Source organism: Kribbella sp. NPDC058693 (assembly GCF_042715335.1).
GTDB lineage: Bacteria > Actinomycetota > Actinomycetes > Propionibacteriales > Kribbellaceae > Kribbella > Kribbella jiaozuonensis.
The window spans coordinates 1,721,334-1,736,268 of record NZ_JBHXSQ010000001.1; the positions used below are offsets into that span (position 1 = coordinate 1,721,334).

Here is a 14,935-nt window from a genome sequence, read left to right on the forward strand (position 1 = left end):
ATGACTTTCGATCTTCTCGTGATCGGTGATGCGAACCCCGACGTCGTCGTCGGGCCGGTCGCTCAACCGATCCTCTTCGGGCAGAAGGAGCGGCTGGTTCCTTCCGGCTCGCTCGTGCTCGGCGGCTCGGCTTCGATCATGGCCTGTGGCGCGGCTCGACTCGGGTTGCGAGTCGCGTTTGCCGGCCGGGTCGGTGACGATGCGGCCGGGGCGTTCGTGCGTACGGCGCTCTCGGACCGGGGCGTCAATGTTGATGCTCTGGTCACCGATCCCACGCTCCCCACCCCTCTCACGACCATCCTGACGTCGGGGGACGATCGCGCGATCCTGACGTCACCGGGATGTATGCCCAGTACCGCCGCAGAGGATGTGCCCCGTTCGTTGCTGCGATCGGTGCGGCATGTGCATGCGGGGTCTTTCTACCTGCTGCCGGAGTTGGCGATCGGGCTTGCCGGACTGTTCAAGGAGGCGAAGGCCGCCAAGGCGACCACCTCGCTGGATCCGAACGACGACCCGGCCGGCAAGTGGGACCGGGTCATGCTCGACCCGATCCTCCGCGTCACCGACTATTTCCTCCCCAATGCGGCGGAGGCGCTCGCGTTGACCGGCCACCATTCGGTCGTCGACGCCGCCGGCATCCTCGCCCGTCGCGGCCCGCTGGTCGTGGTGAAGAACGGGGCTGAGGGCGCGCTCGCTCACAACGGTTCCAAGGTCATCACCGCACCGGCGTTGAAGGTCGAGACCGTCGACGCCATCGGCGCGGGTGACAGCTTCGACGCGGGCTGGGTGGCCGCCGTACTCAACGGCATGAAACCGGACCGCGCACTGACCATCGCGGCGGCCTGCGGCTCGCTGTCCACGAGAGCCGCCGGCGGCACCGCGGCCCAACCAACCTGGGAAGAAGCCACAGCATGACGAAGATCGCTTTCATCGGTGCAGGCAGTGTCGTCTTCACCCAAGGACTGCTCTCCGATCTGTTCGGGCTCGACCTGGGTCCGCTGCAGATCGCGCTGCACGACATCGACCCCGAGCGGCTCGACACGGCGGCAGCGGCTGCGTCGTACCTCGCTCAGGACCGGCCGGTGGAGATCACCGCGCACCTCGAGCGGCGGGCCGCCCTGGAGAACGCCGACTTCGTGATCAACATCGTCCAGGTCGGGATGAGCGAGGCGACGAAGATCGACTTCGAGCTCCCCGCGCGGTACGGGATCCGGCAGACGATCGGCGACACGCTCGGCGTCGGCGGCGTGTTCCGCGCACTCCGGACCTTCCCCGTACTGCGGGGGCTCGCGCAGGACATCGCCGATGTCTGCCCGGACGCGTGGCTGCTGAACTACACCAACCCGATGGTGATGAACGTCTGGTACCTGAAGGCGCTCGGCGTGAAGAACGTCGTCGGCCTCTGCCACTCGGTCTACTGGACGATGCAGGGCCTGTCCGAGCTCGTGGGCGTTCCGTACGAGGAGGTCACCTACCAGGCAGCCGGCGTGAACCACCAGTCCTGGGTACTGCGTTTCGAACGCGCCGGCGAGAACCTGTACGACCGGCTGGACGAGGCGATCGCGGCGGACCCGGAGCTGCTCCGGCGGGTACGCGTCGACATGTACCGACGACTCGGCTTCTACCCGACCGAGACGAGCGAGCATTCCTCGGAGTACGTGCCGTGGTACCTCGGCCACGCCTCGGAAGTCGACCGCCTGCGGTTGCCGATCGGCGCGTACCTGGAGATCGTCGCGGAGAACCTCGCGTCCTACGAACAGACCCGCAGTGCGCTGAAGGCCGGCGAGCCTCTCGAGGTCGACCCCACGATGGAGTACGCCCCGCAGATCATCCACAGCATGGTCACGGGCACCCCGCGCACGATCTACGCCAACGTCCCCAACACCGGCCTGATCCCCAACCTGCAGTCCGGAGCCACCGTCGAGGTCCCCAGCCTGGTCGACGCCTCGGGCGTCCAGCCGACCGCGGTCGGCGAACTCCCACCCCAGTGCGCCGCCCTCAACCGCTCGTACCTCAACGTCGCCGAACTCACCGTCCACGCCGCGATCAACCACGATCCTCGCGCCATCCGCCAGGCCGTCATGGTCGACCCGGCGACGGCCGGGACGCTACCGGTCGAACAGATCTGGGCCCTGTGCAACGACCTGGTCGTTGCTCACAACAACTACTTGGACCCGTCGCTGAGGGCGGCCCTCAAGTAGTCGCGGTACGACGCGAAGCCGGCCAGCACCTCGGCCGCGGTCGGCTCACCGGTCAAGGCGCCGACGCCCTCGCCCGCGTAGATCGACGCGCGGGCGGGGTCGGCGGCCTTGCTGCCTTCGACGTACTCCGCGTGCCCGTCGTCGTCGGACTTGAGCTCCTGCTCACGGCCCTCCCACGCGTCGAAGTACGCGTTGCGGAGGGCCCGGCCGCCGAACTCGTCCGGCCAGCCGGCCCGCGACGCCGCGTCGAAGACGGTGCCGTAGACGGTGGCCGTCTCGTCGGCCGCGATGATCGCCTGCCGCGCCGGCTCCTTGGTCTGCGCCTCGACGCAGGTGAGGAACGCCGTACCGATCCAGCCGCCGGCGGCACCCGCCGCCATCACAGCGGCCAGGCCGCGTGGGCCGGAGATCCCGCCGCCTGCGAGGACGGGCAGATCGGTCAGCTCGAGGATCGCCTGTAGGAGCGGCAGCGATCCGACTGCGTTCCGCCCGTGGCCACCTGCCTCGGCGCCGCGGGCGACGATCACGTCAACGCCGGCGTCGATCGCCTCGCGCGCGTCCGCGACGATCCCGGCCTGGGTCGCGACGACGATGCCCGCCTGTTGCAGGGGTGCGACGTACGGCGTGTAGTCGCCGAAGCTGAGCGAGACGAGCGCGGGCTTCAGTTCCAGGACGGCTTCGAGGTGCTCAGGGCGCTCCTGCACGGACCACGCCATCAGACCGATGCCGTACGGCTTCCCGCTCGCCGCCGCGATCGCGCCCTCGGTCCGGATCCAGTCGGCCGTCACCGCCGAGCCGGCGCCGAGCATCCCCAGCCCGCCAGCGGCCGAGATCGCCGCGGTCAGTCGGCCACCACTCACATTCGCCATCGGCGCGCCGATCACCGGCACGGACAGCCCGAACGTCTCCGTCAGCCACATGTGCTCATCATCACCCATCACAACCTCGCCACTCCTCTGCGCATCGAGGGAGTGACGAAAGGAACCTGACGTGCGGTTTGTGCGGAGTTGGTGTGCTCTCGCGGGAGTGCTGGCTGTGCTGCTGGTGGTAGCAGCGCACACCTCACTCGTGCCGGCCACGGCTCGGCAGACACCCCCTGCGTCACCGACGTGGCGTACGGCATGGATGACGGCGCTGCAGCCGCCCAACGCGAACCAGAACTGGTCCGGGCAGGGATTCGCCAACCAGTCGGTCCGTCAGGTGATCCGGCTGGGCTCGGGTGGCTCTGAGGTACGGATCAGGATCAGCAACCAGTACGGCGTACAGCCGCTCGAGCTGACCGGGGCGACCGTCGCTAGGGCTGCTAAGGGCTCGGCGGTCGTTCCGGGATCGGTTCAGTCGGTGCGATTCGGAGGCGCTTCGTCGGTCAGTGTGCCGACAGGCGGGGAGGTCGTGGGCGACGCGGTGGCGCTCTCTGGGCTGACGAGTGGAACGCAGCTCGCGGTCACGCTGTACTTCGCCCACGCGACCGGTCCGGCTACTTTCCACGAGTTCGGCGCCGCCGGGGCGTCGTACCGGGCGGTCGGTGACCAGCTCGAGGCTGGTGGGGCGGCGTACCGGGAGACGAGTGGCGGCTGGTACTTCCTGGCCGGCGTCGACGTGACTCCTGGCACGGGTTCGATCGTCGCCTTCGGGGACTCGATCACGAACGGCTACGCCGCGCCGCCCGGGCAGCGGTACCCGGATCTGCTGGCCGCACGCTCTGGCCGGCCGGTCCTCAACGCCGGGCTCGGCGGCAACCGGCTGCTGAACGACTCCGCCTGCTACGGCGAGAGCGGTCTGACCCGGTTCGATCGCGACGTGCTGGACCAGCCCGGTGTCAGGACCGCGATCGTCCTGATCGGCGTCAACGACCTCGGCTACCCCGAGATCGCACCGACGTCCTGTACGACGCCGAACCCGCCGATCACGCCTGCTCAGCTCATCGCGGCCTTCCGCACGCTGATCCATGACGCGCACTCACGCGGGATCCGCATCGTCGGAGTGACGCTGACGCCGTTCCGCGGCGCCTCGGTCTACACCGCCCACAGCGCGCAGCTGCGGACGGCGGTCAACGCGTGGATCGCGACGAGCGGCGAGTTCGACGCGGTCGCCGACTTCGCCACGGCACTCGCCGACCCGGCCGATCCGGCCCGGCTGGCGCCGAAGTACGACAGCGGCGATCACCTGCACCCCAACGCGACCGGCTACCGAGTGATGGCCGACGCCGTCGGCCTCAACACGCTCTGAAAAACCAAGGCCCGGTCCATGCGGACCGGGCCTTGGCTATCTGGCGCTTCAGAACTTGTAGACGTCCGACTGCGGGTCGCCGTGGCAGCGCTTGTACTTCTTGCCCGAGCCGCACGGGCAGGCCGCGTTGCGCGGAGTCCCGGCGTACTCGAGCTTGCCGTTCTCGACCGCGTCCTCGTGCATCGCGACCTCGTCGTCACCGTCGATCGTCGGCGCGGAGTACGACAGCCGCTGCGGGCGGCTCTCGGTGGTCAGACCCTTCGCGCGCAGACGCGGCGTGTCCCGCGGACGCGGCGCATCCTGCGGCCGCTCCTCGCCCTCGGTCCGGCCGGGGAACTCCGCGACCGGCGCACCCGGGGTGAGGATGTCCTCGATCCGGCGGCCGGTCAGGTTCTCCTCGTCGGCCAACTGGGCCTCGTTGGCGAGCTCGATCTCGGCGCGCATCGCCTCGATGTCGACCTCGACGTTGAAGATGAACCCGACCGACTCTTCCTTGATCGACTCCATCATCGAGGCGAACATGTCGTAGCCCTCGCGCTGGTACTCGACCAACGGGTCGCGCTGCGCCATCGCGCGCAGGCCGATGCCCTCGCGCAGGTAGTCCATCTCGTACAGGTGCTCGCGCCACTTGCGGTCCAGCACGCTCAGCACGACGCGCCGCTCCAGCTCGCGCATCGCTTCCTCGCCGAGCAGCTCCTCGCGCCGCTCGTACGCCGCGGTCGCGTCCTCGATGAACCGCTCGATCAGGAAGTCCTGGGTCAGACCGGCCTTCTCGCCGCCGGCCTCCTCGATCAGGTCCTCTTCGGTCAGCTCGGTCTGGTACAGCGTCCGCATCGCGGTGAACAGCGCGTCCAGGTCCCAGTCCTCGGCGAAGCCGTCCGCGGTCGCGCCCTGCACGTACCCGGTGACGGTCTCCTCGAGCATGTCCTGCACCTGGTCGCGCAGGTCGGCGCCCTCGAGCACGCGACGGCGCTCGTCGTACACCACGTGGCGCTGACGGTTCATCACGTCGTCGTACTTGAGGATGTTCTTCCGGGTCTCGAAGTTCTGCGCCTCGACCTGGCCCTGCGCGGACGCGATCGCCTTGGTGACGACCTTGTTCTCCAGCGGCTGGGTGTCGTCGTTGTTGCGCGACATCGCCCAGTCGACCATCTCGCGCTTGAACAGCCGCATCAGGTCGTCCTCGAGCGACAGGTAGAACCGGGACTTGCCCGGGTCGCCCTGCCGGCCGGCGCGACCACGCAGCTGGTTGTCGATCCGGCGGGACTCGTGCCGCTCGGTGCCGAGGACGTAGAGGCCGCCGAGCTCGCGGACCTCTTCCTGCTCCTCCTTCACCTGCTTCTCGAACCGCTCCAGCAGCGCCGGGTACTCCGACTCGTACAGCTCGATGTCCTCGACCGGGTCGATGCCGCGGGCGCGCAGCTCCTTGTCGGCCAGGAACTCCGGGTTGCCGCCGAGGATGATGTCGGTACCACGGCCGGCCATGTTGGTGGCCACCGTGACCGCACCCTTGCGACCGGCCTCGGCGACGATCGCCGCCTCACGCGCGTGCTGCTTCGCGTTCAGCACCTCGTGCTTGACGTTCTCCTTGAGCAGCTGCCGGGACAGGCGCTCGGACTTCTCCACCGAGGTGGTGCCGACCAGGATCGGCTGACCGGCGGCGTGCACCTCGACGATGTCCTTGACCACAGCGTCGAACTTGGCGTCCTCGGTGCGGTAGATCAGATCCCGCTCCTCGACCCGGATCATCGGCTTGTTGGTCGGGATCGGCACCACGCCGAGCTTGTAGACCTTGGAGAACTCGTTCGCCTCGGTCATCGCCGTACCGGTCATGCCGGCGAGCTTGTCGTACAGCCGGAAGAAGTTCTGCAGGGTGATCGTCGCGAGGGTCTGGTACTCCTCTTTGATGTCGACGTCTTCCTTGGCCTCGATCGCCTGGTGGAGACCCTCGTTGTAGCGGCGGCCGTGCAGCGTGCGGCCGGTGTGCTCGTCGACGATCAGGACCTCTTCCTCGCCCTGGCCGCCGACCACCACGTAGTCCTTGTCCCGGTGGAACAGGTCCTTCGCCTTCAGCGCGTTGTTCAGGTAGCTGATCAGCGGGGTGTTCGCCGATTCGTACAGGTTGTCGATACCGAGCCGGTCCTCGACCTTCTCGATACCGCGCTCGAGGATGGCGACCGTGCGCTTCTTCTCGTCGACGTCGTAGTCGGCGACCCGGCGCTTGGTCTCGTCGATCTCCAGGTCGGTGACGCGGGGGTTCTTCCGCTTCAGCTCCGCCTCGTCGGCCAGCGTCCAGGCCTTCAGCTGGTTCGCGATCCGGGCCATCTCGACGTACCAGCGCTTGGAGTCCTCGGCCGGGCCGGAGATGATCAGCGGGGTCCGCGCCTCGTCGACCAGGATCGAGTCCACCTCGTCCACGATCGCGTAGTTGTACTCGCGCTGGACGCAGTCCTCGATGCTCTGCGCCATGTTGTCGCGCAGGTAGTCGAAGCCGAACTCGTTGTTGGTGCCGTAGGTGATGTCCTTGTTGTACGCGATCCGGCGCTCGGCCGGCGTCATCTCCGGCAGGATCACGCCGTAGTCGAGGCCGAGGAAGTGGTACACCCGGCCCATCCACTCGGCCTGGTACTTGGCCAGGTAGTCGTTCACCGTGACCACGTGCACGCCCTTGCCGGACAGCGCGTTCAGGTACGTCGGGAGGGTGCCGACCAGGGTCTTGCCCTCACCGGTCTTCATCTCCGCGATGTTGCCCAGGTGGAGCGCCGCGCCACCCATGATCTGGACGTCGTAGTGGCGCTGGTGCAGCGTCCGCTTCGCCGCCTCCCGGACCACCGCGAAGGCCTCCGGCAGCAGCGCGTCGAGGGACTCCCCGTTCTCGTGACGTTGCTTGAAGTCCGCGGTCTGGCCGCGCAGCTCCTCGTCGGACATGGCGACGAAGTCGTCCTCGATGGAGTTGACCATCTTCGCGATGCCTTGGAGCTGGCGGAGGATCTTGCCCTCGCCGATCCGCAGGACCTTGTCGACAACCTTCATGGTGGGGAGTTCTCTCCTTGCTGCTGCTGCCTGGAAGCGGGCGACGCCGCATGGCACGGCCGACCCAGTGGGAAGGCGTGCGTCCCCCATCGTACGGGGCCGGGTGTGCCAAGCCACGCCCGCAGCGTTATCCGACCCACGCTCGGGCGGGCCGGAAAGTTCCCAGCAGTCTTTCAGAAACCTCGCAGCGCGTCACTGAGCGCTGGCGACAGGTCACCACCACCGGCCACCCGGACCTGGTCCAGCCCGAGCCAGCCGGCCAGCTGGACGAGCTCGGCGGCCAGCTCCTCGGCGGTCTCCACCGGCGCCTTCGGCTCCGCGTGCGCCGACTGGACCAGCAGTACGCCGCCGGTGCGGTCGGCCTTGAGGTCCACGCGGGCGACCAGTCGGTCACCGAGCAGGAACGGCAGCACGTAGTACCCGTAGAGGCGCTTCTCGGCCGGGACGTAGATCTCGATCCGGTACCGGAAGTCGAACAGCGCCTCGGTCCGCGTGCGCTCGAACACCAGCGAGTCGAACGGGCTGACCAGTGCCCGCGTGTTCACCCGGCGCGGCAGCCGTGCGTCCTTGTGCAGGTACGCCGGACGCTTCCAGCCGTCGATCCGGACCGGGACCAGCTCGCCCTCCTCGACCAGTTCGGAGATCGCCTGCTGGGTCGGCTCCACCGCGGTCCGGAAGTAGTCCCGCAGGCACTGCGCCGTCGCGACGCCGTGCGCCCGGGCCGCGATCGAGATCAGCCCGCGGTGCGCCTCGTCGAACGACGGGGTCGGCGTCTCCACGACATCGCGGGGCAGCACCCGCTCGGGTACGTCGTACATCCGCTCGAACTGCTGGTTGCGGCGCGCGACCGTGATCTCGCCCGCGAAGAACAGGAACTCGAGCGCCCGCTTCACGTCGGACCAGTTCCAGCCCCAGTTGTCCTTCGTGCGCTCGACGTCGTCGTCGATCTCGCGGGCGGTCAACGGTCCGTGGTCGCGGACGTCGGCCAGCACCTGCTTGACCAGATCCGGCCGCTCCTTCGCGATCGACCGCGGACCACCCCAGGCCTCAGTCGTCGCGCGTGCCATCCGCCAGCGCATCAGCGGGTGGGTGTCGACCGGGATCAGCGACGCCTCGTGCGCCCAGTACTCGACCAGTCGTCGGGGCGCCTTCCCCGCTGCCCGATCGAGCAGGTCGCGCGGATACGGCCCGAGGCGGGAGTAGAGCGGCAGGTACTGCGTCCGGCTCAGCACGTTGACCGAGTCGATCTGGATCAGCCCGATGCGACCCAGCACCCGGCCCAGGGCTCGCATGTCCGGCACGCCCTTCGGCCGGGGATCGATGAACCCCTGCGCCGCCAGCGCCACCCGGCGCGCCTGAGCGGTCGAGAGCTGTAACTGCGTCGTCATACGCGGAATTCTGCCGGAGGGCACCGACATAACTCTGAAGTTACCGAAAGTGGGAGGTGCGCTACGCATGGTGTTCGGGAGAACCTGCGAGCAGGCCACCCGCCCGCGTGGCCCCTATCTCCCTGGAGTGAGGCATGACAGGAAAGAAGCATGTGGTCCGCGCTGCCCTGGCGGCCGGCGTACTGACCGCGGCGTCCCTCGGTGCGGTGGCCGTAGCCGGCTCCGCATCGGCCGCGCAGTCGCCCGACGGACCCAAGACCCGGATCGTCGGCGGCACCATCGCCCACACCGCAGACACCCCCTGGGCCATCCAGCTCTCGAACAGCGGCTCCCCCGACCCGACCGGTGAGTACTGCGGGTCGACGCTGGTGGCGGCGAACAAGATCGTCACCGCGGCACACTGCACCACCGAGCCGGCGTCGACCTACACCGCGATCCAGGGCCGGGATGTGCTGAGCGACAAGTCCACCGGCAAGGAGTCCAAGATCAGCAACATCTGGGTGGACCCGGAGTACGGCAAGTCGCCGGGCCACGATGTCGCCGTGCTGACGCTGGCCACGCCGTTCGACGGCGTACCGACGCTGCCGCTGGAGACCGACAAGGCCGCGGATGCGGTGGGCGCGGCCTCGATCGTCTACGGCTGGGGCGACACGGAGGACACCGGTCCGGCGGACACCTTCCAGAAGGTCGACGTGCCGGTGCTCGGTGACTCGTACTGCTCCGACGTCTACGCGAGCGAGGGCTACATCCCCGACGGCGAGATCTGCGCCGGTTACGAGGACGGCGGCAAGGACTCCTGCCAGGGCGACTCCGGCGGCCCGCTGGTCCTCAACGGCCGCCTGTTCGGCGTCGTCTCCTGGGGCGTCGGCTGCGCGGACGCCGGCAACCCGGGTGTGTACGCCGAGGTCGCGACGTACGCCTCCGAGCTGCAGGCACAGATCGACAGCTGATCCATCGGGGAACAGCGGAGGGGCCGGGCGATCGCCCGGCCCCTTCGTCGTTCCTCCCGAGGTCTAGTTGGCCAGACGGATCACGCCGTAGTCGTAGCCGCGGCGGCGGTAGACGACACTCGGCTGGTTCTCGTCCGCGTCGACGAACAGGTAGAAGTCGTGCCCGACCAGTTCGAGCTCGTAGAGCGCCTGGTCCAGGGTCATCGGCTTGGCGGTGTGCGTCTTCTCCCGCATCACCAGCGGTCCGTCGCCGGTCACGAGGACAGATCCGTACTTGTGTGTCGCCACCTCTTCCTCGGCGACTGGTTCCTCCACTACGGGTGCATTGCCGTTGAGCGGCTGCTTCGCGTTCACGTGTCGCAGGCCTTCCGGACCACGCTCACCGCGGTGCACCCGGCGGCGATCGGCCGCCTTGCGGACCTGGGACCGGAGTCGGTCCAGGCAGACGTCGAACGCCGCCTGCTTGGTCTCGCCGCAGGCTTCTGCGCGGACCACCGGACCCTTGGTGTACATGGTGAGCTCGACACGCATCGCTCGATCGTGCTGTCGCGGGTTCTTTTCCTGGCTGACTTCCACCTCGCAACGCAGTACCCGGTGATCGACCTTCTCGATCCGCTCGAGTTTTTCCTCGACGTACTGCCGGAAGCGGTCACTGACCTCGCAGTGATGACCCTTGACAACGACGTCCACGGAAACCTCCATCGATCGGCGACTCTCTGTTACGTCAGCGGGCCCCCATCTTTCGTGTCCTCGCTCTGTCGGTGGCGATTGGGGCGCCCGAAACGAGAACACCCGCGGTCGAGCCGGTCGGACTCCGCGGCCAGGAATCCGGCTGATCCGGTCCTGCGCCACTCCACTGCCCGACAAGCCCCTGCGGGTGTCATAGGCCAACGCTAGTCGGCTTCGGCGAAAACCGGTAGGGAAGTTCTCATGAACCAGACGCCGAAAGCCGTTGCGTCGCGGCCAGAACGGCACAGCCGAGGACCGGAATCCCCCGGGATTCCAAGGCACGGCAGGCTTCGCTGAGCGTGGAACCGGTGGTGATCACGTCGTCGACCAGCAGGACCGGTTGATCGATCAGGGTTTCAGCCCAGCGCGAACGCAGCCCGAAAGCCCCGTCCAGGTTGGCGGTACGGCGTTCCGCGGACAGCCCGGCCTGGTCCTCGGGACGCCGTACGACGCGCAGCGCGTCGGCCACCCGGGCGTCGATTCCCTGTCTGCGCAGGGATCTGACGGCAGCCTTCGTAATCCGCCGGAGCGGATCGTGCCCGCGCTGCCGGACCGTTGCCGGCGACGACGGCACCGGGCACAACCACGCCGCCCGCCGGTCCCCCAGCGCGGTCCGGACGACGCTTGCCAGCAGCCGGCCGAGCGGCTTCGCGAGGGCGTACCGGGCGTGCTCCTTGTGGGCCAGGATCAACGCGCGGAGTTCCCCGGCGTACGGCGCGGCGGCGGTCGGCGTACGGAGTCCGGGCGGGCGCGGGTCGGGCCATGCACGGAACGGAGTCAGTGTCGTCAGTAGCCCCTGGCAACCATCACAGAGAGTTACGCCGGGCCGGTCGCAGCCCGCGCACCGGCCGCCCAGGACGAGATCCACGAACGCGTCCCGGACCGGCACCGCACCACCATCCGCGAACCGGCCGCCGACCGCAACCACCCGGTCGCCGGCCTGTGGACAACTGTCAGCCGGGGTACGTCGGGGTGATCGCCGCCGGGCCGCCGCCGACAGAGTCCGGCGAGACCCAGATCAGGTCCCGGCTGAGCCAGTGGATGCGGCCGGCGTCGTCCTCGATCACCGGCAGGGTGTCCTTGTTCGGGTTCGAGGCGACGTACTGCGGCCGGAAGTCGGGCGTCGATCCGGGCAGCAACTGCAGGCTGGAACCGTCGGTGTTGACCAGCCAGGCCTGCCGGGCCGAGTTGCTGACCGCGCTGCTCGCGCCGATGACCACGATGCCTTGTTTGTTCCAGGCCGCGTCGGTGATGTTGGTCAGCGCCAGTCGGAGCGGACGGAGCTGTGCGAGCACCAACTGCTTACCACTGCCGGTGGTCTGGATCGTGCCGGTCTGCACGTACGTCTGGCCGCCGGACTTCGGCTTCATCACCAGCAGCGCCCGCACACCGTCAGGTGCCATCCGCAGGTCGAGCGGGATATCGCCCTTGAAGTCGACGGCCACCAGGGTCAGCCGGCCGTCGTGATCGCGGACCCGCAGCCGCGGATGAGGAGTGTCGGTCCGGTCCAGGATCCACAGGTTGTCCTGGTTGTCGAAGCTCGGCTGCCGCGTCGTCCCCTCGACCTTGATCGGGACGGCGTCAGCGTCCTTGTCCGTCGTGTCCAGCGGCCCGTACAGGACCTCGTTGCCGGCGGCGGTGACGATCGCTCCTGCCTCGCCGCGCAGGCTGACGGCGAACGACTGGGCCTTGTGTGCCCAGAGCGGACTGGAGTTGAGCGGCTGGGCGGCGATCTCCGTGGCCCCGTCCAGGCCGGCGATCCGCTGCACCTTCTGGTGCTGCAGGCCGTAGAGCTTCGTCTGCGATCCGGCCGACACCTGCGGGTCGAACTGGCTGAAGTTGGCGAACGGCAGCACGTCCGGGTCGTCCGGCAGCAGCGGCGCGCCGCCGACGGTGATCTTGGCGCGCAGATTGAGCTGGTTGAGCGTCCAGACGATCTGTGCGGCCAGCAGCCGCCGGTCCGGATCTCGCAATGCACCTGCGCTGTCGTTGAGCGCCACTGTGGCCACGCCGAAGTCGACCGGCACAGACACCTGTACTTCGGTGCCCGGTGGGGCCAGGGTGACCACGCCGTTGCCAAGGCGGGTGGTCGGGCCCTTCAGCAGCTCCTGGATCAGCTGCGTCGCGCCCTGGCCCGGTGAGAGGTTCTGCGGCAGGTAGACGGGGTCCGGCACCAGGATGTTGCGGCTCTGGTTGAAGAAGTACAGGTCGCGCGGCGCGAGCTTCAGGTCGACCTGGTTGCTGCCGAGGTACGCACCGGGCGGGACCGAGTCGACCCGGAACTGCCCGTCGATCCTCTTGAGCTTGAAGAAGAAGTCGGCCCGCTCGGTCGCCGCGGCGGGGATCCACTCTCCGCGCTCCCCGATGGTGGCGATCTTCAGGGCGGTCAGCTGGACCCCGTCGCCGACGCGGGTGAGTGACTCGGGACTCTGGTCGTACACCACGGTCTGCGCCTCGGGCTGCCACTTCGCCGCGGCCTCCGGCGTCATGTACTGCCGGGCGACGTCGAACGCCTGCGAGTCCGACATGGCCTCGAGGAACCCGCTGACGATCGCCATCTCGCCGACGTTCGCCCGCGGTGGCTTCGCCTCGACACCGACACCGCCCAGGTCCTGCGCACGCCCCTGCCGCTCCCCGCTGCGGATGGTGCCCTTGGTCGGTACGGCGGCGCAGCCGGCGAGCAGTACTACGGCAGCCAGCAGGACCACGAGCAACCTGCGCCTCATCGGTCCTCACCGCCGCTCAGCTTCTGGTACGGCGCTCCGACGTCGACAAGCTCGGTGACGACCCGGGACGCGTCGGGCGGCCGGGGCGGCAGCGGCGAACCGGTCAGCGCGGTGTCCGGCCGGCGCGGCAGCGTGAGCCGGAAGTACGCACCGTCGCCGGGCGAACCCCAGGCGTCCAGCCGGCCGCCGTGCAGCCGGGCGTCCTCGAGCGCGATCGACAAGCCGAGGCCGGTGCCACCGGTGGTCCGGGCCCGGGCCGGGTCGGCCCGCCAGAACCGGCTGAACACCATCTCGGCTTCCTCGGCGCGGAACCCGACGCCGTGGTCGCGGACGGCCACGGCGGCAGCGTCCTCGTCGTACGCCGTGCTGATCCGGATCGGCAGGCCCTCGCTGTGCTCGATGGCGTTGCCGATCAGGTTGCGCAGGATCCGCTCGATGCGGCGTGAGTCGACCTTGGCGCGGCAGGGCTCCGGCATGTCCAGCTGGACCTCGCAGCCCTTGCGGTGCAGCAGAGTCTCGTGGTTCTCCAGTACCCGGCTGACGATGTCGCGGAGGTCGACGTCCTCCAGGTCGAGCGCAGCAGCTCCGGCGTCGAACCGGCTGATCTCCAGCAGGTCGGCGAGCAGCTCTTCGAACCGGTTGAGCTCGTTCTGCAGCAGTTCCACGGAGCGGCGGCTGATCGGGTCGAACTGGTCGCGGCTCTCGTGCAGCAGGTCAGCGGCCATGCGGACGGTGGTCAGCGGCGTACGTAGCTCGTGGGAGACGTCCGAGACGAACCGGCGCTGCAGGCGGGACAGCTCCTCGAGGCGGCGGATCTGGCGCTGCAGGTTGGAGGCCATCTTGTTGAACGACACCGCCAGGCGGGCCAGGTCGTCGGTACCGCGGACCTGCATCCGCTCCTCGAGCTTGCCGGCGGCGAGCCGCTCAGCGATCCGCCGTGCCATCCGGACCGGCGTGACGACCTGTCGGGTGACCAGCCAGGCCACTGCGCCCAGCAGAACGATCAGCAACAGACCTGCGGTCACCAGAGCGCGCTGTACGACATCGAGCGTCTCCTGCTGCGCTGTGAGCGGGAACAGGAAGTAGATCGCGTACCGGTCGCCGGTGGAGTTGATCCGGATCTGCGACCCGATCACCAGCCCTGGCACGCCGGGGGCGTCGCGGTAGTTGATCTCGGTGTAGGTGTCCCACAGCTTGGAGTCGTCGCTCATCACCGAGGACGCCAGCGCCTCCGGGATCGAGTCGCTGTCGACCAGACCGGTGTAGCGGATCGCGTTGGACGCCGCCTGGTCGGTCGGCACCAGCAGGACGTCGTACAGGCCAGGGCGGTTGGAGCCGAGGACCAGCTCGGACAGCTGCTGGTTGATCGTGTTGCGGTTCGCGGCGTCGATCGTGATCGACAGCTGGGCCAGCTGGGCCCGCACCTCGGCCTGCGCGCTGCTACGACGGGACTCCAGGACGCCGTCGGTGACCTGGCTCATCATCACCCAGCCGACCAGGATCAGGACCAGCGTCGACATCAGCAGGGTCCCGGTGACGATCCGGGCCTGGATGGAGCGACGCCAGATGTCCGGCCAGTGCTTGGGGTGCGTCCGCCAGATCGGCTGCGGCTGGGCAGACCAGTCCGCCGCGGTGACGGTCAGTTCCAGCTCCGTCCCGCGGGACTCCGGCACCTCCTG

The 14,935-nt window shown here is 68.7% G+C and carries 11 protein-coding genes; 4 read left to right on the top strand and 7 right to left on the bottom strand.

Annotation, left to right across the window (positions count from 1 at the left end; translation table 11 throughout):
- Positions 1-915: a carbohydrate kinase family protein gene (locus tag ACFWUU_RS08220; protein WP_380173766.1), complete on the top strand. Its 915-nt coding sequence runs from the start codon at positions 1-3 to the stop codon at positions 913-915.
- Positions 912-2,201 (top strand): alpha-glucosidase/alpha-galactosidase, encoded by a 1,290-nt coding sequence (locus ACFWUU_RS08225; protein ID WP_380173769.1) that lies wholly within the window; start codon positions 912-914, stop codon positions 2,199-2,201. Before ACFWUU_RS08220 ends, ACFWUU_RS08225 begins: the two co-directional genes overlap by 4 nt.
- Here the strand turns inward: ACFWUU_RS08225 and ACFWUU_RS08230 are convergent.
- On the bottom strand, positions 2,165-3,139 hold the full coding sequence (locus tag ACFWUU_RS08230) for an NAD(P)H-dependent flavin oxidoreductase (protein WP_380173772.1): 975 nt from the start codon (positions 3,137-3,139) through the stop codon (positions 2,165-2,167). The two genes, ACFWUU_RS08225 and ACFWUU_RS08230, sit on opposite strands and share 37 nt — an antisense overlap.
- 52 nt (positions 3,140-3,191) lie before the next feature.
- Here ACFWUU_RS08230 and ACFWUU_RS08235 point away from each other — a divergent pair, with 52 nt between their 5' ends.
- A complete protein-coding gene (locus tag ACFWUU_RS08235; protein ID WP_380173774.1) occupies positions 3,192-4,430 on the top strand; it encodes an SGNH/GDSL hydrolase family protein in 1,239 nt (412 codons plus the stop codon).
- Positions 4,431-4,478: 48 nt separating this feature from the next.
- On the opposite strand, the gene secA is transcribed toward ACFWUU_RS08235, so the two are convergent.
- Together secA and ACFWUU_RS08245 are read right to left on the bottom strand one after the other, a co-directional pair.
- The gene (secA, locus tag ACFWUU_RS08240; RefSeq protein ID WP_380173776.1) at positions 4,479-7,463 is read right to left on the bottom strand and encodes a preprotein translocase subunit SecA; all 2,985 of its coding nucleotides are present in this window, start codon (positions 7,461-7,463) and stop codon (positions 4,479-4,481) included.
- 173 nt (positions 7,464-7,636) lie between these two features.
- Positions 7,637-8,851 carry a winged helix-turn-helix domain-containing protein gene (locus ACFWUU_RS08245; RefSeq protein ID WP_137253002.1) on the bottom strand — a complete coding sequence of 405 codons (1,215 nt, stop codon included), beginning with the start codon at positions 8,849-8,851 and terminating at the stop codon, positions 7,637-7,639.
- Between the two features lie 134 nt (positions 8,852-8,985).
- Here ACFWUU_RS08245 and ACFWUU_RS08250 point away from each other — a divergent pair, with 134 nt between their 5' ends.
- On the top strand, positions 8,986-9,801 hold the full coding sequence (locus tag ACFWUU_RS08250) for a S1 family peptidase (RefSeq protein WP_380173778.1): 816 nt from the start codon (positions 8,986-8,988) through the stop codon (positions 9,799-9,801).
- Positions 9,802-9,864: 63 nt separating this feature from the next.
- Here ACFWUU_RS08250 and hpf read toward each other — a convergent pair whose 3' ends face one another.
- From hpf to mtrB, 4 genes are all read right to left on the bottom strand, one after another.
- Entirely contained in the window at positions 9,865-10,491 is a 627-nt protein-coding gene (gene hpf, locus ACFWUU_RS08255; RefSeq protein ID WP_170989589.1) for a ribosome hibernation-promoting factor, HPF/YfiA family, read from the bottom strand.
- Between the two features lie 238 nt (positions 10,492-10,729).
- Entirely contained in the window at positions 10,730-11,419 is a 690-nt protein-coding gene (locus ACFWUU_RS08260; RefSeq protein ID WP_380173780.1) for a ComF family protein, read from the bottom strand.
- A 64-nt stretch (positions 11,420-11,483) separates the two neighbouring features.
- Entirely contained in the window at positions 11,484-13,256 is a 1,773-nt protein-coding gene (locus ACFWUU_RS08265) for an LpqB family beta-propeller domain-containing protein (RefSeq protein ID WP_380173782.1), read from the bottom strand.
- On the bottom strand, positions 13,253-14,929 hold the full coding sequence (mtrB, locus tag ACFWUU_RS08270) for an MtrAB system histidine kinase MtrB (RefSeq protein ID WP_380173784.1): 1,677 nt from the start codon (positions 14,927-14,929) through the stop codon (positions 13,253-13,255). Before mtrB ends, ACFWUU_RS08265 begins: the two co-directional genes overlap by 4 nt.
- Positions 14,930-14,935: the final 6 nt, after the last annotated feature.